The organism is Planococcus maitriensis (assembly GCF_003289925.1).
Taxonomy (GTDB): domain Bacteria; phylum Bacillota; class Bacilli; order Bacillales_A; family Planococcaceae; genus Planococcus; species Planococcus maitriensis.
In genome coordinates, this window is the sequence record NZ_QLZQ01000002.1 from 201,183 (window position 1) to 219,988 (window position 18,806).

The window sequence follows — 18,806 nt, forward strand, 5'->3', positions numbered from 1 at the left end:
CCTGCACATGAATTCCGTGCAATAGTAAGCTGAGTGAACCGTCCGGATTTCCGGAAACTCACAAAAAGGAGAGATTTTTAACATGAGTGAAATAACTCACCGTTCAAAAACACGCCCCGTCAAAGTCGGCGATATCACGATTGGCGGCAGCAATGAATTATTCATACAAAGTATGGCGACTACAAAAACACACGATGTGGAAGCAACGGTAGCGGAAATCCTCCGCTTAGAAGAAGCCGGATGCCAAGTCGTCCGTGTCGCATGCCCTGATGAGCGCGCGGCATACGCTATCGGCGAGATCAAGAAACGCATCAATATTCCGCTCGTCGTAGATATCCATTTCGATTATAAATTGGCCTTGATCGCGATCGAGCAAGGCGCTGATAAAATCCGCATCAACCCGGGCAATATCGGCCGCCGCGAAAAAGTCGAAGCGGTCGTCAATGCAGCGAAAGCGAAAGGCATCCCGATCCGCATCGGCGTCAACGCCGGTTCGCTCGAGCGCAAAATCCTTGAGAAATACGGCTATCCGACAGCGGACGGCATGGTCGAATCGGCATTGCACCATATCAAGATCCTTGAAGACCTTGATTTCCATGACATCATCGTATCATTGAAAGCATCCGACGTGAGCCTCGCCATCGAAGCATATGAAAAAGCATCGAAAGCATTCGATTACCCGCTCCACCTCGGCATCACGGAATCCGGCACATTGTTCTCCGGAACCGTGAAAAGTTCTGCAGGGCTCGGGGCATTGCTCGCAAAAGGCATCGGCAATACGCTCCGCGTCTCATTGAGCGCAGACCCTGTCGAGGAAGTCAAAGTAGCGCGTGAACTATTGAAAGTCTTCGGCTTGTCATCGAACGCCGCGACGCTCATCTCGTGCCCGACTTGCGGGCGTATCGAGATCGATTTGATTTCCATCGCGAATGAAGTGGAAGAATATATCTCCCACATCAAAGCCCCGCTTAAAGTCGCCGTTCTCGGCTGTGCCGTCAACGGCCCGGGCGAAGCGCGCGAAGCCGATATCGGCATCGCTGGCGCACGCGGAGAAGGCCTGCTCTTCATGCATGGCAAAACAGTCCGTAAAGTGCCTGAAGAAACGATGGTCGAGGAATTGAAGATCGAAATCGATAAATTAGCCGAAGAATATTTCGCTAAACAGGCTGAAGAGAAAAAGCAAAAGGAACTCGAACAACAACAAGCATAAGGTTGTGATTACATGTACCGATTCGGTATCGACATCGACGGCACCGTCACCTGCCCGACCTCATTGATCCCCCATATCAATGAAGCGTTCGGCAGCGAGCTGACCATCGAAGATATCCGGGAATATGATTTGACGGCCGCTTTGCCGCAGCTCGATAAAAAAGAGTTCTATTCCTGGTTCAAAAAGCACGAACCTAAAATCTATGCATCCTCCCCCATCTCGAAAGATGCAAAACAGATCCTCAATAATTGGAAAGACTATTATGAGCTGTTTTACATCTCCGCACGCGGGGACAATGTCAAAAGCGTCACGTTCGATTGGTTCGAACAGCATGCCATTGCCTACGACCATATCGAATTGATCGGCACGCATAAAAAAATCAGCACCGCCAAAGCGCATAATGTCGATTTGTTCTTCGAAGACAAACACGATAATGCAGTAGAGATATCCGAGGAACTGGACATTCCGGTCATTTTATTCGACACCCCTTACAACCGTGAGCCGGTGCCGGATAAAGTGGTCCGCGTCTATGATTGGCTCGAAGCCGAGCAATGGGTGAAAAAAGAATTCGGCGTCCAACAGGAATTGCTCAAGCGGTGAACAGAGAGCGCAAGTCTAACTTGCGCTCTTTTTTATTTGCCCGTTTCTATTGTCAGTAGACAAAAAGGGCCTGACAGCATTAGCTGTGAGGCCCTCTCAGAGTTTTGAAGAAGTCTATTAATCTATTGCGAATTAGAATGAATTCTTTTTTTCTACATTCAAAAATTAATGATCTTTCTAAGTATTTGGAGAAGTGTTCGCTCGACTCCAGTGGATCAGCGAGACGACCGAGACCCCGCAAGGCGCGAAGCGGCTGAGGAGGCTTGGGCGAGAGCCCACGGAAAGCGAGCGATAAGCTTCGGAAAATACGACTTTTTAACTTTCCCGACAGCCGAAGGGCCTGGCAGCATTAGCTGTCAGGCCCTTTTCACTACTAGCGTTTATTTACAGTCCGGGCATTTCCCGTAGATTTCGAATTTATGGTTGTCGATTTCATAAGCCGGCAACGCCGCCCCCAACATGTCCATCGGGCATAGTGGAATTTCCTTGATCTTGCCGCAATCCATGCAGATGAAATGGTGATGGTGATGGTCGCTTTCGCAATGCATGCGGAAATGCTTTTCGCCGGACAACTCGGTCGCCTCCAAAATATCGAGCGACACAAACGTCGCCAAGTTGCGGTAAACGGTATCGTAGCTCATGCTTGGATAGTCTTTTTGCATGACATCCAAAATATCACGGGCGGTTAGATAGCGTTCGTCCCCTTCGAAAATTTCCAGGATCTGATTGCGTTTTGTCGTTTCTTTAAAACCGTTTTCTTTCAGGATGCCCCACGCTTTTTGTAAATTCATGCGGCTGCCCCCCTTTTCTTAGATAACGAGATTTTTCGATAAGCCAGAATGACCAGCAAAATGGCAATGGATGTGACGACAATCGTGCCGCCTGGCGCTAAATCGAAGTAAAACGCAGCGACCAGCCCGGTCAGGACCGATATTTCACCGAATAGGATCGATAGCCAGATGGTTTGCTTGAAGCTTTTGGCGACGCGCATTGCCGTCGCTACCGGGATGGTCATCAGTGATGACACGAGAAGTATGCCGACGATGCGCATCGAACCGGCAATGACTAAGGCCGTGACGATCATGAACAGGAAGTGGATCCATTTTGCAGGCAGGCCGGATGCCCGTGCGTATTCATCGTCGAAGGACAAGACAAATAATTCCTTGAAGAAGATACGGATAAACGCCAACACGATCACGGCGATTCCTGCGACGATAAATAAATCCTGCCGGCTGACGGCTGAGACCGTGCCGAAGAGGTAGCCGAACAAATCGCTCGAAAATCCTTCCGCCAGGGAAATGAAAATGGCCCCGAAGCCAATGCCTGCGGAAAGGATGATCGGGATGGCCAGTTCTTCGTAATGCTTATAGACACTGCGCAGCCGCTCGATGAGCATCGAGCCCATCACCGACGAGGCGATCCCGAGATACAGCGGGTTCAGTAACGCCAGTGCCCCGACACTTTGGCTTAGATAAAGGCTTCCGGCAATGCCGGCAAGCGTCACATGGCTCAAGGCATCTGCGATCAGCGACAGCCTTCTCACGACGATGAAGACGCCGAGCAGCGGCGCAATGACGCCGATGATCAAGCCGGATGCGAATGCGTTTTGCAGAAATTCATAGGACAGTATGGCGTCAAGCATGCGTATGGCTTCCTTCCGTATGATGGATTTTCCGGACGGAATGGCCATACCACGCTTCGCGCTTCTCATCGCTCATCATATGCAATTGGTCTTTAAAGCCGTGGAAATGGATGGTCTGGTTCAAGCATGCGACGTGCGAGATGCGATCGGTCACCGTATCGACGTCATGCGTCACAAGCACCAGCGTGATATTGCGTTCCCGGTTGAGCGCGGCGAGCATATCGTAGAACGCCTGCACGTTCTGGACATCGATGCCGACTGTCGGCTCGTCGAGTATGAGCACTTTTGGCTTGGCGACAAGTGCGCGCGCAATGAAGACACGCTGCTGCTGGCCGCCCGAAAGCTCGCTGATGCTGCGGTTTTTGAAGGATTTCATGCCCACTGCATCGAGCGCTTCCTCGACTTGCTGGGATGTGTTTTTCGGCAGTTTGTGGAACAAGCCGGCTTTTTTTGCCAGCCCACCCGCCACCACTTCCTGTACAGTCGCCGGAAAAGCCGAGTTGAACGAATTCGACTTCTGCGACACATAGCCGATCCATTCACGGTGTTTGAACTGCCTCGAATCAATACCGAACAATTCCACCCTGCCTTCGGATGGCCGGATGAGCCCGAGCATGATTTTCAATAAAGTCGATTTACCGGACCCATTCGGGCCGAGTATCGCCAGGAAATCGCCTTCTTCCACTGTCATCGAAATGTGGTCCAGCGCTTTCGTTTGTTCATATTCATAGCTGACTTCTTTAATGTTGATCAATGGCGCTGCCATAGGGACGCCCCTTTTCCAATAATAATGATTACGATTTACTATAAAAAGTATAGAGCAGTTGCACGGTTCTGTAAACCGTTTGGGCTTCTGGACAAAGCCGTTAAAAGATGGAACAAGCGTATGGAACTCATGATATTGAACGGCCATTCCCAATCAAGTTGACTTTAAGCCGCCCGGTCACCCGCCTCCTGCCCCCCAAAAAGAAGAAAACAGCGCCACATTGGCGCTGTTTCCGGATTGATCATTGTGATTCGATCGGCAATTTCATCTTCTCGATTTCATCAGGCGCAAAGACGCCATTTTTGAACATCTCGATTTCATATGCATATGGCGCTTTTTTCTTTTTCGCATCCAGTCCGACGTATGGTGTCTCCAGTATTTTCGGCACGTGCATCAATTGTTTATGGTGGACAATCGAATTGAGTGCGTCAAAACCGATTTCGCCGAAGCCGATATTTTCATGGCGGTCTTTCCCTGCCCCGCGTATGTTCTTGCTGTCGTTGATATGCAACACTTGCAAACGGTCGATTCCGATGATGCGGTCGAATTCCGCCAGCACACCGTCGAAATCTTCCTTGATGTCATAGCCTGCATCGTGGACGTGGCATGTATCGAAGCAGACCGATAAACGCTCATTATGCGTTACGCCATTGATGATCGCTGCCAACTCCTCGAAGTTACGCCCGATTTCACTGCCTTTTCCTGCCATCGTCTCAAGCGCGATATTGACCGGGAAATCCTGTGTCAGCACTTCATTCAAGCCTTCGATGATTTTCTGTGTGCCGGCTTCTACACCCGCACCCACATGCGCACCGGGATGCAACACGATTTGTTCTGCCCCGAGCGCTGCCGTGCGTTCGATTTCCGACTGCAAAAACTCGACACCGAGTTCGAATGTTGCAGGCTTTGTCGTATTGGCGATATTGATGATATAAGGTGCGTGGACGATGATATTCGACAGGCCATGCTCTGCCATATGCGCCCGTCCCGCTTCGATATTAAGTTCTTCGATCGGTTTGCGGCGCGTGTTTTGCGGTGCGCCCGTATAGATCATGAAAGTCGTGGAGCCGTAGGAAGCGGCTTCCTCGCTCGCGCCAAGCAGCATCTTCTTGCCGCTCATCGAGACATGCGATCCTAATAGCATTTGGATAACCCCTTACTTTTTGCGGTTTTTGCGTCTTTCCGCTTTTTTGATTTCGTCCATTTTCCATTTCATTTTCTTCTTGTACATCGGTTTGACGCTTTTCGGTTTATGGACCATCGATTTTGCCTTGGTATCGGCTTCGTTCTCCGTGCGCACACGTTTTTTACGGCCGTGGCGCTCTTTCATATCGACAAATTCGCCTTTGACGATATCCTTTTGCTGGAACGGGATGCCCATCTTCTCGACGCGGACAATTGCATCCTCGTCTTCCGGGCTGAACAAGGTGATCGCGACGCCTTTGAGTCCCGCGCGCGCTGTACGGCCCACACGGTGGATGAAGAATTCCAGGTCTTCCGGCAATTCGTAGTTGATGACATGGCTGACGCCCTGGATATCGATTCCGCGTGCGGCAAGATCTGTCGCTACAATATACTGATACTCGAGATCGCGCACTTGCTTCATCATCTTGACCCGTTCGCGCGGTGCCAGATCGCCGTGGATCTTCCCTACGCGAATGCCGCTTTTCGACAATTCTTCTGCGATGTAATCGGCATTGGTGCGCGTATTGACAAAAATGATCGCAAGATACGGATTGATGATTTGCATCACTTCTTGCAAGCGTTCAACTTTCTTTTTGCTGCGCACTGGCACCAAATAGAAATCCAGGCCTTCTGCGGTTGGACGCTTATCGCCGATCTTGATATGCGCCGGGTTGGCCATGTATTTCTTCAGGAACGGCTTGAGTTTCTCTGGAATCGTAGCCGAGAAAACGTACATTTCCAGGTCGTCGCGCATTTTCCCTGCGACCTGGTCGATCTCTTCGATAAAGCCCATGTCAAATGCCAGGTCGGCCTCATCGACAATAAGGATCTTGGCGGTATGGACGAGCAACGCATTTTCGTTGACAAGGTCTTTCAAACGCCCCGGTGTCCCGATAACGATATGCGGCTGCGTTTTCAATTTATTGATCGAACGCTGTTTATCCGTTCCGCCGATGAACGATTTCACTTCGATGCCGGAGTCGCCGATCAATTTCTGGATTTCGTTAAAGATCTGCGTTCCGAGTTCACGCGTCGGCGCAGCGATCACTGCTTGGACTTCCTGCTTCGAAACATCTATGCGTTCGACGATCGGGATGATAAAGCTATGGGTCTTGCCTGTACCTGTATGGGACTGGCCAATGGCACTGTTTCCGCTCATGATTTGCGGAATCATTTCCTTTTGGATGGCTGTCGGTTCCGTAAAACCGAGTTGTTCGACCGCTTCAAGCAAAAACGGCTTGAGACGGTATTCGTTGAATTTTGTCATGGGATATAGTTCCCTCCTTAAGCTCTAGCTATTATAGCATAAAATGGCTCTCCTACGCGATGCATCTTTTGTAAAGCGGCGGCGTCTCCGTTATAATGAAGTCATGATGTTGAAAGGAGTGCGGTTTGAAAATGAAAGTAAAAAAGATTTCGCCTAGAGGGTATTGCTACGGGGTAGTGGATGCCATGGTCATCGCGAAAAATGCAGCCATGGATGAAACTTTGCCGCGCCCGATTTATATATTGGGCATGATTGTCCATAACAAACATGTGACGGATGCATTCGAAGAAGATGGCATCATCACGCTCGACGGCAAAAACCGCCTCGAGATCCTCGAGAAAGTGGAAACCGGGACGGTCATCTTCACGGCACATGGCGTATCTCCGCAAGTGCGTGAATTGGCCCGCAGAAAAGGGCTTGTTTCGATCGATGCCACGTGCCCTGATGTGACCGTGACGCACGATTTAATCCGTGAAAAAACGGCTGAAGGCTTCCATATCGTCTATATCGGCAAAAGCGGGCATCCGGAACCGGAAGGCGCAATCGGCGTCGCTCCGGATTTGGTCCATTTGGTTGAAACGCTCGATGATGTCAATGCGCTCGAACTGGACGAAGACAAGATCATCATCACCAACCAGACGACGATGAGCCAATGGGACGTCGTCCATATGATGGAACGTTTGAAAGAACGCTTCCCCCACGCTGAGGTCCACAAAGAGATCTGCCTGGCCACCCAAGTACGCCAGGAAGCAGTCGCAGAACAAGCAGTGGATGCCGACTTGTTGTTGGTGATCGGCGATCCGATGAGCAATAACTCCAACCGGCTGGCACAAGTGTCCCAGGACATCGCCGGTACACCGGCTTACCGCATCTCCGACTTGTCGGAACTGAAACTGGAATGGCTGGAAGGCGTCGAAACGGTCGCCTTGACCGCTGGTGCCTCAACGCCTACACCGATCGTCAAAGAAGTGATGAAATTCCTGGATCAATACGATCCCGAAGATCCGGAAACCCATACACTCGAACGTTCCGTTCCACTCAATAAAATCTTGCCGAAAATCAAGCATCCGAAACCATCGGAGCGTATCGAACCGTATCCGGTGAACGAATAACACTTAAAAAAGAGGCCCTGAATCGGGCCTCTTTTTTCATGTTCACTTTATGCGAAACGGTTCCGTATTCACTTCGGACGGCAGGAATTCACATTGCCAGTTTGAGCTTTTTTCGGTCATGTGGTTCACGACCCCCTGGATCATCACCTTCTCGACATGATGGCCAGGGTCGATCACCGGCAAGCCAATTGCCTGTGCATCCTGGGCGACGTGGAAATAAAGGTCACCCGTCACATAGACATCCGCTCCGGCGCGTTTTGCCTGCTGGATGTATTTATTGCCGTCGCCACCGAGCACCGCCACTTTTTTGATGGTTTCCTTGCCGGTGCCAACGACACGGGCAAACGGTACACCCAAGCTCTTTTTCACATGCTCGGCAAACTCATCAAGCGTCATCTCATCTTTCAGGCGCCCGATGCGGCCAAGGCCCATCGGCAGCTCCTTGTTTTCCAAGGTGAACACATCGTATGCCGGCTCTTCGTAAGGATGGGCTGCGATCATCGCACGGATCACGCGGTCTTTTTCGGCTTTCCTGACAACGACTTCAATTTTCGATTCCGCTGTCTCTTCCATTTTGCCCCCTTCCCCTATATACGGATCGGCTGAGGCATTCGGCCGGAAGCGCCCAGTGCCCGATAAGGTATAGCTGCAGAAATCGTAATCACCGATCGCTCCGGCACCCGCATCGCCGAATGCCTTTCGCACTTGGCCTTCATGGCTTTCAGGCACGAAGACGGCAACTTTCACGAGCTCTGCTTCATACGTCTTCACCAATACTTCCGTGTCGTTCAATCCAAGAGCATCCGCCAACAAGTCATTGACCCCGCCCCACGCAACATCGAGGTTCGTATGTGCTGCATACACTGCAATATCATTTTTGATCAATTTTTCCATTAGCTGGCCTTGGGGAAAATCCGTCTGCAGATTTTTCAAGGGCCGGAAAATCGGGGGATGATGCGCAATGATGAGCCCTGCACCTTTTTCGATCGCTTCATCCGCCACCGCCTCATCGACGTCGAGCGTCACGAGCACGCGTTCAACCTTTTTATTCAAGGTGCCGACATGCAGCCCAATCGGATCTCCTTCCATCGCCAGATATTTCGGCGACCATTTCTCGAATTCTTCAATGATCTGTTGGCCGTTAGGAATTTTCATCCGCGAACACCTCTTCCATCAATGCGATTTTCTCGAGCAATTGCTCTCTTCTCGTACGAATGTCTTCGGTTTGTTGTGCGTTCTCCAAGCGCTCGGCGATCGCTCTCCATTGTGTCGCCTCGCGTTGCCATTTTTCCTTAAAAATATCCGTTTGCTGTTTTAATAGTTCCGGGCCGAACAATAATTGCTTCGCATCCAGCTGCACTTCTTCAGCACCGGGTTCCAGCACGAGGATCTCGTAGATCTTGCCTTTTTCCTTCAGGATATCTTCTGCGGCAATATGCCAGCCGTTTTGGGCTGCCCATTGCCGGATCGCTTTGGCATGGACATTGGGCTGGAGGATCAAACGCTCCACGCCTTGCAGCCGGCCTTTTCCTTCTTCCAGGATGGAAGCAATAAGTGAACCGCCCATCCCGGCGATGGTCACCGCCGTGATGCCGTCTGCCGGTTCGACCGCTTCAAGGCCTGGCGCCAGACGGACAGTGATCTTGCTTTCCAGCCCTTCTTCGCGCACTTGCTTTTTCGCCGATTCATATGGGCCTTTGACGATTTCACCGGCCACTGCACGGCTGGCGGTGCCGTTATGGAGAAGGTAGCATGGCAAATAGGCATGATCCGAGCCGATGTCCGCCACTACAGCTCCTGCCTGGACATATTCCGCCACTTTCATTAATCGAACTGATAATTGCTGCGCGTTCATAAAGTTCCTCCTAATTGACAAAAAACCCTTAGCTCCGGAAGAACTAAGGGTTTTTGATGCTATTCGAGTGACAGTACCCACTCAGCCATTGCTGATACGTTTTCTTCTGGAACCGTACCCGGTGGCATTGAGCCTTTACCGTTGATCAGAATCTCTTCGATTTCTTCTTGTGAAAGTTCTGTGGCTACCAATGATGGGCCAACTCCGCCTTCATAGCTTGAACCGTGGCAAGAAACACAGCTTGACTGTGCATGGGATTCAGGGTCGAAGTCGCCGCTAGCTGCTTCTTCTCCGCCTTCGCCTTCAGCCGCTTCTTCTCCGCCGCCTTCTTCAGCCGCTTGTTCTTCAGCGATTTCAGCTTCGTTGCCGACTCCTTCCAATGACAGGAAGAAAATCAGGCCAATACCGAAAGCCATGATTAAGATATAAGGTACAATTGCATTCTTTTGCATCCGTTACCCCTCCTTCTACTGTGTTCTGCTTGATGATAGTATAAGTATCATTCATTATTGTACTGTATTATCCAGTAAACGAAAAGCCATAACGGATAATAATTGCCGTATTGTGACAAAATCGGTAAATTCGAAGGATTCTGTTGACGGCAATAAACAGGCAGTCAAAGTTTCACGGTTTTGCAAAGCAATCAGCAGCCGACCAGACGTGAAATAACCATGCGCTGCACTTCGGATGTCCCTTCGCCGATCTCCAGGAGCTTGGCGTCGCGCATATAGCGCTCGACCTCGTATTCCTTCATATAGCCATACCCCCCGTGGATCTGGATCGCTTCGTCAGCCACTTCCATCGCCATTTCGGAGGCATACAATTTGGCCATGGACGCTTCTTTCGTGAACGGGCGCCCTTGGTCTTTCAGCCATGCCGCCTTGTAGACCATATTGCGCGCGAGTTCGATTTTCATCGCCATATCAGCGAGCTTGAATTGCGTCACTTGGAATTCCGATAAAGGCTTGCCGAACTGCTTGCGTTCTTTCGCATAAGCGAGCGCTTTGTTGAACGCGCCTTGTGCGATCCCGACTGCCATCGCCGCAATGCCGATACGCCCGCCGTCAAGCGTCACGAGGAATTGCTTGAAACCTTCGCCGCGTTTGCCGAGCAGGTTTTCCTTTGGCACACGGACGTTCTCGAGCACCAATTCAGTCGTATTCGATGCGTTCAAGCCCATCTTTTCGTAATTATCGATGATGGTGAAACCTTCTGCATCTGTCGGGACGATGATGGCGCTGATTTCCTTTTTGCCGTCGTTCATTCCGGTGATGGCCGTGATCGCCAAATGCTTCGCGTGGCTCGCGTTCGTAATATATACTTTCGATCCATTGATGACCCAATCGTCCCCGTCTTCCACTGCTCGGGTTTCCGTCCCCCCAGCATCCGAACCGGCATTCGGTTCCGTCAGCCCAAATGCGCCGAACGATTCACCCGTACAGATCGGCGTCAAGTATTTCTGTTTCTGCTCTTCCGTCCCGAATAAGCTGAGCGGAGCGCCACCTAATGAAATATGGGCAGAATACGTGATGCCTGTCGAAGCACAGACACGGCTCAACTCTTCCGTGACGATCGCAAAGCTTGTGGTGTCTGCCCCGGCGCCGCCATAAGCTTCATCAAACGGCAAGCCCATCATCCCCATGTCGGACAGCTGCTTGAATGCTTCTTTCGGAAATTCTTTCGTGCGGTCGCGGTCGACTGCACCGGGAGCGACCACTTTATCGGCGAACTCCCGCATCGTTTTCTTGATCATCTGTTGCTCTTGCGTCAAATCGAAATTCATGTCTTACATCCCCTTCGCTGTGAATACGCTTACAATATTCATTATATAGCTAAAATTCCGACACAAGCAAGGCTTAACGGAAAGTTATTCCAATATGTTGTTCAGCTGGCGAATGGAGAGGTTTTGGACACTCCGGTATAGCTGCAGCGATTTCAGAAATCAAAAAAAAATCCTCCCTGGCTTTGCGCCCGGAAGGATTTGTCCATTTTTATTCCAAGAAATCTTTCAAGCGCTTGCTGCGCGATGGATGGCGCAGTTTGCGGAGTGCTTTCGCCTCGATTTGGCGGATGCGCTCACGCGTCACGCCGAATACTTTGCCGACTTCCTCAAGTGTCCGCGTACGGCCGTCATCCAGGCCGAAACGCAGGCGCAGTACATTTTCTTCTCTGTCAGTCAATGTGTCGAGCACATCTTCCAACTGCTCTTTCAGCAATTCATATGCCGCGTGGTCGGATGGTGATTGTGCATCTGAATCTTCGATGAAATCTCCCAGATGCGAATCATCTTCCTCGCCGATCGGCGTTTCGAGCGAGACCGGTTCCTGGGCGATCTTCAGGATCTCACGCACTTTTTCAGGCAATAGATCCATTTCTTCGCCGATTTCCTCCGGTGACGGCTCGCGGCCTAAGTCCTGCAATAGCTGGCGCTGGACGCGGATCAGTTTGTTGATCGTTTCGACCATATGGACCGGGATGCGGATGGTCCGTGCCTGGTCGGCGATGGCGCGCGTAATGGCCTGGCGGATCCACCATGTGGCGTAGGTACTGAATTTGAAGCCTTTCGAGTAGTCGAATTTCTCGACCGCTTTGATAAGCCCCATATTCCCTTCCTGGATCAGGTCCAGGAATAGCATGCCGCGGCCCACATAGCGTTTCGCGATCGATACGACGAGACGCAAGTTGGCTTCAGCGAGGCGTTTTTTCGCTTCTTCGTCGCCTTGTTCGATGAGTTTGGCAAGGCGCACTTCTTCCTCTGCCTTCAATAGGTCGACCCGTCCGATTTCTTTCAGGTACATGCGTACCGGGTCATTGATCTTGACGCCTGGGGGAACGCTTAAGTCATTCAAGTCGAACTTCTCTTCCGTCGGTTTCATGAGACGGTCCAAATGCTCTTCGTCGTCACTCTTGCGTTCGAGTTCGATGCCATGCCCTTCCAATTGATCAATGAATTCTTCTACTTGGTCCGATTCCATTTCAAAAATAGCTAATTTATCGGCAATCTGTTCGTAGTTCAATTCTCCGGTTTTTTTCCCTTGTTCGATCAATTGCTTTTTCGCGTCTTCTACACTTGCTTCCGGGCCTTCAGCAGGCAACGGGATGCTGTTTGTTACGACTTCTGTTTGGCGTTCAGATTTCTCAGCCATACAACTTCCTCCTTTAGAAAAAACCGGAATAATCTACAATGATTTCCGTAAAGCAATCACTTCTTGTGCTAGAAGCAAAGCGCGCTTCAAATCATGCTGTTTTTCCGCTTCTTTTGATTGCTGGATTTTTAAATTGATTTGTTGCTCGATGCGGTGCTTGTTCAAGTGCTTCAGGCAATCTTCGATCTCTTCTTCCGGATGGTCGGGATCTCTTTCGGCCAAGGCCGTTTCCATCACCAGCTTCCGGAGCTCCTGGTCCGTCAGGGTTTCCAGGAACTTATGGAAATCTGCCTTTTCCCATTCCTCGTAGAAACCGAGCAGCTGGACATACAGCGCCTGGTATTCTTCACTGATGAACGGGATGGCTTCCGCTTCACGGGCCAGCTTGTCCATCACGGCGGGGTCTGCGAGCGCGTGTGCGAACAGCAATCGTTCTGCGCGGTGCAGCGACGTGATTTTCTTCTGCTCCCTTTTCGGAGCTGCCTGGACCGATTCAGCGGCTTTCGGCCGGCTTCGTTCAATGCTCCGTGTTTCCAAGCGCCTATACTGCTGCAATATGGCTTCTTCCGAGAGTTTCGTTTCTGCCGACAGCTGCTTAATATACAAATCCCTTTCAACAGGTGAGGATTTTCCCGCCAATAGCTGGAGCACCTCTTGGATATATTGAAGGAGATCGTTTTCATATTGAAAGTTCTTATGGCGGCGCGCATGCATCATCGCAAAGGCGATAAAGGTTTGCGGCTTCTCGATAATGTGCTCCCGAAAAGCATCGGCGCCGTTTTGGCGGACATAGTCATCGGGGTCCATGCCATTCGGCAGCACCGCAATCCCGACTTTGAAATTCGCTTCCTCAAGCGGCACCGCCGCCCGTTTTGCCGCTTCCCATCCGGCATCATCACCGTCAAAGCAAACGACCACTTCCTGGGCAAAGCGCTTCATTTGGCGGATATGCTGAGGCGTCAATGATGTGCCCATTGTCGCCAGCGCATTGTCGATGCCAGCCTTGCCGGCGGCGATGACATCCATGAATCCTTCAAACAGGACGATTTTCCGGTTTTTCCGGATTGCGCCGCGTGCCAGATGGACGTTATAGAGAACTTGGCTTTTCTGGAAAATCGGCGACTCAGGGCTGTTCATGTATTTCGCTTCCTGTTTGGACTGTTCAAGGACCCTTCCTGAAAACGCAATGGCCTTGCCGTTTTCGTTCATGATCGGAAACATGATCCTGCCGCGGAAACGGTCGAACCAGCCATCGGATTTCTCACGCTTGATCGCTAGCCCGCTGGCTTCCAATTGTTCGTCATCATACCCTTTCCTGCGCAAGGCGACCTCCATATAGTTCCATTCAGGAAGCGCCCAGCCAATCCGGTATTTTTCGATGATTTCCTGCGTGAACCCCCGGCTCTCCAAATAATCAAGAGCCGCTTGGCCTTCTTCCGTATTCAGCAAAATGTGATGGTACATATCTGCAGCGAATTCATGCATTAAAATGAGCGGATCGTCATTTCTCGCCTGCGCTGCCCCCCTGCCTTCTCCTGGCTGGACGTCGACCTCGATTCCAGAGCGCTCGCCGAGTTTGGCCAGGGCTTCCTGGAAACTGATGTTCTCGATGTCCATCAAGAACGTGATGGCGTTGCCGCCAGCCCCGCAGCCGAAGCAATGGAAAATCTGCTTATCGGCCGTCACTGAAAAGGACGGTGTGCTTTCCCCGTGGAATGGGCAGAGGCCGAACCAATTGCGGCCTCTTTTCGTCAATTGGACATATTCGCCCACGACATCCACAATATCCGCCTTGGAACGGATTTCTTCGATCACTTCTTCAGGAATTCGATTGGACACCTTATCACCATCTTTATTTGCTTACCTTACTTTATTCGTTGAAATCCATTAAAATCCTTCAAATTTCGACAAAAAGATGGGAAAGCTCATCATGTTGTTATTAAGCTTTAGCCACAATTCTTCATTATAAAACGTTTTTTTGTAAAAATCCATAGAAAGGCGTAGAAAAGAGGTCTTTCTATTATACAGGCATAAGAAAAACCGCCTTGGCAGGCGGAATCTTCTTATTGTTTCTGGAGTTTTCCAAGAATCAAATTCGCGGTTTCCTCAACAGCCCGGTTCGTGACGTCAAGCGTCTCGCAGCCGATGCGGTCGACCACTTTGCGGAAATGGACGATTTCTTCATGGATGCGGTCCAGTTTCGCATAATTGGCATCATCGTTCAGGCCAAGGGCGATCAAACGCTCTTTCCGGATATTATTCAATTTTTCAGGCGAAATGACCAAACCGAAGCATTTTTTCGGATCCACGTCAAACAGCTCATCCGGCGGGTCCACTTCAGGCACGAGCGGCACATTGGCCACTTTCAGCCGTTTATGTGCCAAATACTGCGAGAGCGGGGTTTTCGATGTTCTCGACACGCCCACCAAGACGATATCCGCCAGCAAAATGCCGCGCGGGTCGCGCCCATCGTCGTATTTGACCGCAAATTCGATCGCTTCGACTTTCTTGAAGTAATCGTCATCGAGCTTCCGCACCAGCCCGGCTTCCCCGATCGGTGCGGAATGCAGCTCTTCTTCCAAGGCATCAAGCAACGGCCCCATCAAGTCGATCGCCTTGATACCGTGACGCGCCGTTTCGCGTTCGACAAAATGGCGCAGCTCTTTCGAGACGAGCGTATAGACAATCACTGCCCGCTGCCCTTCCGCCAGTTTGATGATCTCCTGCAAGTGTTCGATGGATTCGATATACGGGAACCGTTTCAAGACGGCATTCTGTTCTGTATTCAAGTATTGGCTGATGGCCGCTTTCGCGACAAGCTCTCCGGTTTCGCCCACGGAATCGGAGACGATAAAAACACGCAATAAACTCATAATCTGCACCTCACAGTTCGTGGTTTTCCGAAAGGGATAGAAAGGCACGGGTTATATTGGTCTTTGTCAGCCTGCCGACGACCTTATACCCTTCCGGTTGTTCTTCGACGACCGGCAATGCGTCGATTTGCTGGTTGATCAGCCGGTTTGCAGCCTGTATGAGCGAATCATTGCGCAAACAATAGGTGATATTCGGCATGCGCGTCATGATGATATGTACAGGAATTGCATTCAGGTCCTGATTGCCAAGGCTGGTGCGCAATAGATCTTTGCGCGACAGGACACCTGCAAGGCAGGAGTTTTTATCCACAACAAAAAGGGTCCCGACGTCATCCAGAAACATCTGGCTGATGGCATCGTATACGCTGACATCCTCCCTGACTACGACAGGGATCGACTGGAAATCCTTCACTTTCATATTGTTCATCGTATCGGTAATATCCTGGCCCGGTTTCTTGCCTGAATAGAAATAGCCGACACGCGGCCTGGCATCCAAAAAGCCTGCCATCGTCAAAATTGCCAAATCCGGCCGAAGCGTTGCACGCGTCAAATTCAGACGGTCTGCAATCTGTTCGCCTGTAATCGGGCCATTACCTTTGACGATCTGTAAAATCTCCTCTTGCCGCTTATTGAGTTCGATTGGACTCACCGCCTCAAATTCAAATATGTTATACTCAATACCAATTATTATATACTATTACATGCCATATTGCGAAGAAAAGATTGCCATGATACAATAATCGGGAATCGAATAATGGCAATGATGGATCGATAAGTACCGCATTCGAAGCGAGCAGGGATGGTGAAAGCCTGCAAAGCGGGAAACGGCAATCCGGAGCCATGAGCAATGCGAGCGGGCTGGACTTTCATTCCAGCCAATCGAGGTGGAACCGCGGGTAACGTACTCGTCCTCGGACATATGTCCGTGGCGTGTGCGATTTTTTTATTTTATGGAGGTAATGAAGATGTCAATGGAAAAAGTAGTATCATTAGCCAAACACCGGGGATTCGTTTTCCCGGGCTCTGAAATTTACGGCGGGCTCGCCAACACGTGGGATTATGGCCCACTCGGCGTCGAGCTGAAAAACAATATCAAAAAAGCCTGGTGGAAGAAATTCGTCCAGGAATCCCCCTACAATGTAGGCTTGGATGCAGCCATCCTGATGAACCCGAAAACGTGGGAAGCTTCCGGACACCTCGGCAATTTCAATGACCCGATGATCGATTGCAAAGCTTGCAAATCGCGCCACCGTGCCGATAAGCTGATTGAAAATGCCTTGGATGAAAAAGGCATCGAGTTGATCGTCGACGGCCTGTCGTTCGACCGCATGAAAGAATTGATCGACGAACATGAAATCAAATGCCCGACTTGCGGGAAATCTGATTTCACCGAAATCCGCCAGTTCAACTTGATGTTCAAGACTTTCCAAGGCGTCACTGAATCATCGACAAACGAAGTGTACTTGCGCCCGGAGACGGCACAGGGGATCTTTGTCAACTATAAAAACGTCCAGCGCTCGATGCGCAAGAAAATGCCGTTCGGGATCGCACAGATCGGCAAAAGCTTCCGCAACGAAATCACGCCGGGGAACTTCACGTTCCGCACTCGCGAATTCGAGCAGATGGAGCTGGAGTTCTTCTGCAAGCCAGGCGAAGACCTTGAATGGTATGCATATTGGCGCGACTTCTGCAAAAACTGGCTGCTCGACCTGAACATGGGCGAAGACAATATGCGCCTGCGCGAGCACGATAAAGACGAATTGTCCCATTACTCCAACGCAACAGTCGATATCGAATACAAATTCCCATTCGGCTGGGGCGAACTCTGGGGCATCGCCGACCGCACCGATTTCGATTTGAAGCGCCATATGGAATATTCCGGCGAGGACTTCAATTACATCGACCCACAGACCAACGAGCGGTACGTTCCGTATTGCATCGAGCCTTCCCTTGGCGCAGACCGCGTGACACTTGCTTTCCTCGTGGATGCATTCCAGGAAGAAAGCTTGGATAATGACGATACACGCACCGTGCTGAAGTTCCATCCTGCACTTGCACCATATAAGGCAGCGGTATTGCCATTGTCGAAAAAACTCTCTGAAGGCGCGACGGAAGTGTTCGCCGACCTTGCGAAGCATTTCATGGTCGATTACGACGAATCCCAATCCATCGGGAAACGCTACCGCCGCCAGGATGAAATCGGCACGCCGTTCTGCATCACCTACGATTTCGACTCGGTCGAAGACGGTGAAGTGACCGTGCGCCACCGCGATTCAATGGAACAAGTGCGCATGCCGATCAAAGACGTGCAAGCGTACATCGAACAGCATATCCAATTCTAATAAAAAAGACATCCCGAGGCTAATCGCCTTCAGGGATGTCTTTTTTCGGTTCAGGGAAAAATTCGGGTGTCCGCTCGAGCTGTTCGAGGAACGAACGCGACTTCAGCCGGATGCCCGCCTGTTCTTCGTAAATCGTCCGGACGATTTGCTTGAGCAAGGTTTTCGACTCTTTCTTCAAGGTCAATGCCCCCACCCGCTCGATCGGCACGAAATAGAACGTGCGGATCAATTTCACGAGCGCAGGGCTCAAGCGGATGATGTAGCGGTCGATATGGAAGCAGCGATGGCACAAAAAGCCGAGTTCCTGGAACGAGAACGCGAATTCCCCTTCCGTCGCCCCGCAGTTGGCGCATTCATGCAAGGTCGGGGTCAGTCCTGCCACGCGCAGCATTTTCCATTCGGCAAACAAGGTGATCGCTTCCGGGTCATAGCCGTCCGCTATCGCATGGAGTGCCTGATACAGCATATCGTAGATGGCCGGCTGCGGCTCATCCTGTTCCGTCAGGCGGTCGATCAATTCAGTGATGTAACTCGCATATGCGGTGGCCATGATATCCTCGCGGATGTGACGCAGCGACTCCAATTGGTCGCCTGCCTGCAAGGTGCCCATGCCGCGGCCTTTATAGACCGAGAAGACGCCATGCGTGAACGGCTGCGTGATGGCTGCCAGGCGGCTTGCGGGTTTTTTCGCCCCGCGCGCCATGCACGTGATCTTCCCCGCCTCTTTCGTGAACAAAGTGACGATTTTATTCGTTTCCCCGTAGGGACGCGTTCGGATGACAATGCCTTCGAGTTGGTTCTGCATGAG

The 18,806-nt window shown here is 50.9% G+C and carries 18 protein-coding genes; 4 read left to right on the forward strand and 14 right to left on the reverse strand.

From position 1 onward, the window contains the following. The first annotated feature begins 91 nt into the window (after nucleotides 1-91). Both ispG and DP119_RS07360 read left to right on the forward strand, forming a co-directional pair. Nucleotides 92-1,210: a flavodoxin-dependent (E)-4-hydroxy-3-methylbut-2-enyl-diphosphate synthase gene (gene ispG / locus DP119_RS07355; protein WP_205853862.1), complete on the forward strand. Its 1,119-nt coding sequence runs from the start codon at nucleotides 92-94 to the stop codon at nucleotides 1,208-1,210. A 12-nt stretch (nucleotides 1,211-1,222) separates the two neighbouring features. Then, entirely contained in the window at nucleotides 1,223-1,810 is a 588-nt protein-coding gene (locus tag DP119_RS07360) for a hypothetical protein (RefSeq protein ID WP_112232323.1), read from the forward strand. A 380-nt stretch (nucleotides 1,811-2,190) separates the two neighbouring features. On the opposite strand, the gene DP119_RS07365 is transcribed toward DP119_RS07360, so the two are convergent. The 5 genes from DP119_RS07365 to DP119_RS07385 all read right to left on the reverse strand — a co-directional run bounded on the left by DP119_RS07365 (nucleotide 2,191) and on the right by DP119_RS07385 (nucleotide 6,670). Further along, nucleotides 2,191-2,601: a Fur family transcriptional regulator gene (locus DP119_RS07365; RefSeq protein WP_112232325.1), complete on the reverse strand. Its 411-nt coding sequence runs from the start codon at nucleotides 2,599-2,601 to the stop codon at nucleotides 2,191-2,193. Beyond that, nucleotides 2,598-3,452 (reverse strand): metal ABC transporter permease, encoded by an 855-nt coding sequence (locus DP119_RS07370; protein ID WP_058380914.1) that lies wholly within the window; start codon nucleotides 3,450-3,452, stop codon nucleotides 2,598-2,600. Before DP119_RS07370 ends, DP119_RS07365 begins: the two co-directional genes overlap by 4 nt. Next, entirely contained in the window at nucleotides 3,445-4,218 is a 774-nt protein-coding gene (locus DP119_RS07375) for a metal ABC transporter ATP-binding protein (protein WP_112232327.1), read from the reverse strand. Before DP119_RS07375 ends, DP119_RS07370 begins: the two co-directional genes overlap by 8 nt. Nucleotides 4,219-4,459: 241 nt before the next feature. After that, nucleotides 4,460-5,362, reverse strand: coding sequence for a deoxyribonuclease IV (locus DP119_RS07380; protein WP_112232329.1), 903 nt, complete (start codon nucleotides 5,360-5,362; stop codon nucleotides 4,460-4,462). Nucleotides 5,363-5,374: 12 nt separating this feature from the next. Next, nucleotides 5,375-6,670, reverse strand: a complete 1,296-nt coding sequence (locus DP119_RS07385; RefSeq protein ID WP_112232331.1) for a DEAD/DEAH box helicase — start codon at nucleotides 6,668-6,670, stop codon at nucleotides 5,375-5,377. Nucleotides 6,671-6,801: 131 nt separating this feature from the next. On the opposite strand from DP119_RS07385, the gene DP119_RS07390 reads away from it, so the two are divergent. Further along, on the forward strand, nucleotides 6,802-7,782 hold the full coding sequence (locus DP119_RS07390) for a 4-hydroxy-3-methylbut-2-enyl diphosphate reductase (RefSeq protein ID WP_112232333.1): 981 nt from the start codon (nucleotides 6,802-6,804) through the stop codon (nucleotides 7,780-7,782). A 42-nt stretch (nucleotides 7,783-7,824) separates the two neighbouring features. Here the strand turns inward: DP119_RS07390 and DP119_RS07395 are convergent, their stop codons facing one another. The 8 genes from DP119_RS07395 to ccpN all read right to left on the reverse strand — a co-directional run bounded on the left by DP119_RS07395 (nucleotide 7,825) and on the right by ccpN (nucleotide 16,305). Then, on the reverse strand, nucleotides 7,825-8,937 hold the full coding sequence (locus DP119_RS07395; protein ID WP_112232335.1) for a Nif3-like dinuclear metal center hexameric protein: 1,113 nt from the start codon (nucleotides 8,935-8,937) through the stop codon (nucleotides 7,825-7,827). Next, a complete protein-coding gene (locus DP119_RS07400) occupies nucleotides 8,924-9,637 on the reverse strand; it encodes a tRNA (adenine(22)-N(1))-methyltransferase (protein WP_112232337.1) in 714 nt (237 codons plus the stop codon). The genes DP119_RS07395 and DP119_RS07400 overlap by 14 nt, the downstream gene beginning before the upstream one ends. A 59-nt stretch (nucleotides 9,638-9,696) precedes the next feature. Further along, nucleotides 9,697-10,089, reverse strand: a complete 393-nt coding sequence (gene cccA / locus DP119_RS07405; RefSeq protein WP_112232339.1) for a cytochrome c550 — start codon at nucleotides 10,087-10,089, stop codon at nucleotides 9,697-9,699. Nucleotides 10,090-10,280: 191 nt separating this feature from the next. Then, nucleotides 10,281-11,420, reverse strand: a complete 1,140-nt coding sequence (locus DP119_RS07410) for an acyl-CoA dehydrogenase (RefSeq protein WP_112232341.1) — start codon at nucleotides 11,418-11,420, stop codon at nucleotides 10,281-10,283. A 208-nt stretch (nucleotides 11,421-11,628) separates the two neighbouring features. Continuing rightward, complete coding sequence (rpoD, locus tag DP119_RS07415; protein ID WP_058380923.1) at nucleotides 11,629-12,783, reverse strand: RNA polymerase sigma factor RpoD; 1,155 nt, start codon at nucleotides 12,781-12,783, stop codon at nucleotides 11,629-11,631. 33 nt (nucleotides 12,784-12,816) lie between these two features. Beyond that, a complete protein-coding gene (dnaG, locus tag DP119_RS07420) occupies nucleotides 12,817-14,622 on the reverse strand; it encodes a DNA primase (RefSeq protein ID WP_112232343.1) in 1,806 nt (601 codons plus the stop codon). Nucleotides 14,623-14,846: 224 nt separating this feature from the next. Next, the gene (locus DP119_RS07425; RefSeq protein WP_112232345.1) at nucleotides 14,847-15,656 is read right to left on the reverse strand and encodes a pyruvate, water dikinase regulatory protein; all 810 of its coding nucleotides are present in this window, start codon (nucleotides 15,654-15,656) and stop codon (nucleotides 14,847-14,849) included. A 10-nt stretch (nucleotides 15,657-15,666) separates the two neighbouring features. Further along, nucleotides 15,667-16,305 carry a transcriptional regulator CcpN gene (gene ccpN / locus DP119_RS07430; RefSeq protein WP_112232347.1) on the reverse strand — a complete coding sequence of 213 codons (639 nt, stop codon included), beginning with the start codon at nucleotides 16,303-16,305 and terminating at the stop codon, nucleotides 15,667-15,669. A 316-nt stretch (nucleotides 16,306-16,621) separates the two neighbouring features. Between ccpN and DP119_RS07435 the strand changes: the two genes are divergently transcribed. Continuing rightward, nucleotides 16,622-17,998, forward strand: coding sequence for a glycine--tRNA ligase (locus tag DP119_RS07435; protein ID WP_205853852.1), 1,377 nt, complete (start codon nucleotides 16,622-16,624; stop codon nucleotides 17,996-17,998). Nucleotides 17,999-18,017: 19 nt separating this feature from the next. On the opposite strand, the gene recO is transcribed toward DP119_RS07435, so the two are convergent. Further along, nucleotides 18,018-18,803 carry a DNA repair protein RecO gene (gene recO, locus DP119_RS07440; RefSeq protein WP_112232351.1) on the reverse strand — a complete coding sequence of 262 codons (786 nt, stop codon included), beginning with the start codon at nucleotides 18,801-18,803 and terminating at the stop codon, nucleotides 18,018-18,020. Between the last annotated feature and the right edge of the window lie 3 nt (nucleotides 18,804-18,806).

Bases quoted from the DNA above. Each gene is read 5' to 3' on its own strand.
- DP119_RS07360 (WP_112232323.1), top strand. From the start codon at position 1,223: ATGTACCGATTCGGTATCGACATCGACGGCACCGTCACCTGCCCGACC.
- DP119_RS07365 (WP_112232325.1), bottom strand. From the start codon at position 2,601: ATGAATTTACAAAAAGCGTGGGGCATCCTGAAAGAAAACGGTTTTAAA.
- DP119_RS07370 (WP_058380914.1), bottom strand. From the start codon at position 3,452: ATGCTTGACGCCATACTGTCCTATGAATTTCTGCAAAACGCATTCGCA.
- DP119_RS07375 (WP_112232327.1), bottom strand. From the start codon at position 4,218: ATGGCAGCGCCATTGATCAACATTAAAGAAGTCAGCTATGAATATGAA.
- DP119_RS07380 (WP_112232329.1), bottom strand. From the start codon at position 5,362: ATGCTATTAGGATCGCATGTCTCGATGAGCGGCAAGAAGATGCTGCTT.
- DP119_RS07385 (WP_112232331.1), bottom strand. From the start codon at position 6,670: ATGACAAAATTCAACGAATACCGTCTCAAGCCGTTTTTGCTTGAAGCG.
- DP119_RS07390 (WP_112232333.1), top strand. From the start codon at position 6,802: ATGAAAGTAAAAAAGATTTCGCCTAGAGGGTATTGCTACGGGGTAGTG.
- DP119_RS07395 (WP_112232335.1), bottom strand. From the start codon at position 8,937: ATGAAAATTCCTAACGGCCAACAGATCATTGAAGAATTCGAGAAATGG.
- DP119_RS07400 (WP_112232337.1), bottom strand. From the start codon at position 9,637: ATGAACGCGCAGCAATTATCAGTTCGATTAATGAAAGTGGCGGAATAT.
- cccA (WP_112232339.1), bottom strand. From the start codon at position 10,089: ATGCAAAAGAATGCAATTGTACCTTATATCTTAATCATGGCTTTCGGT.
- DP119_RS07410 (WP_112232341.1), bottom strand. From the start codon at position 11,420: ATGAATTTCGATTTGACGCAAGAGCAACAGATGATCAAGAAAACGATG.
- rpoD (WP_058380923.1), bottom strand. From the start codon at position 12,783: ATGGCTGAGAAATCTGAACGCCAAACAGAAGTCGTAACAAACAGCATC.
- DP119_RS07425 (WP_112232345.1), bottom strand. From the start codon at position 15,656: ATGAGTTTATTGCGTGTTTTTATCGTCTCCGATTCCGTGGGCGAAACC.
- DP119_RS07435 (WP_205853852.1), top strand. From the start codon at position 16,622: ATGTCAATGGAAAAAGTAGTATCATTAGCCAAACACCGGGGATTCGTT.
- recO (WP_112232351.1), bottom strand. From the start codon at position 18,803: ATGCAGAACCAACTCGAAGGCATTGTCATCCGAACGCGTCCCTACGGG.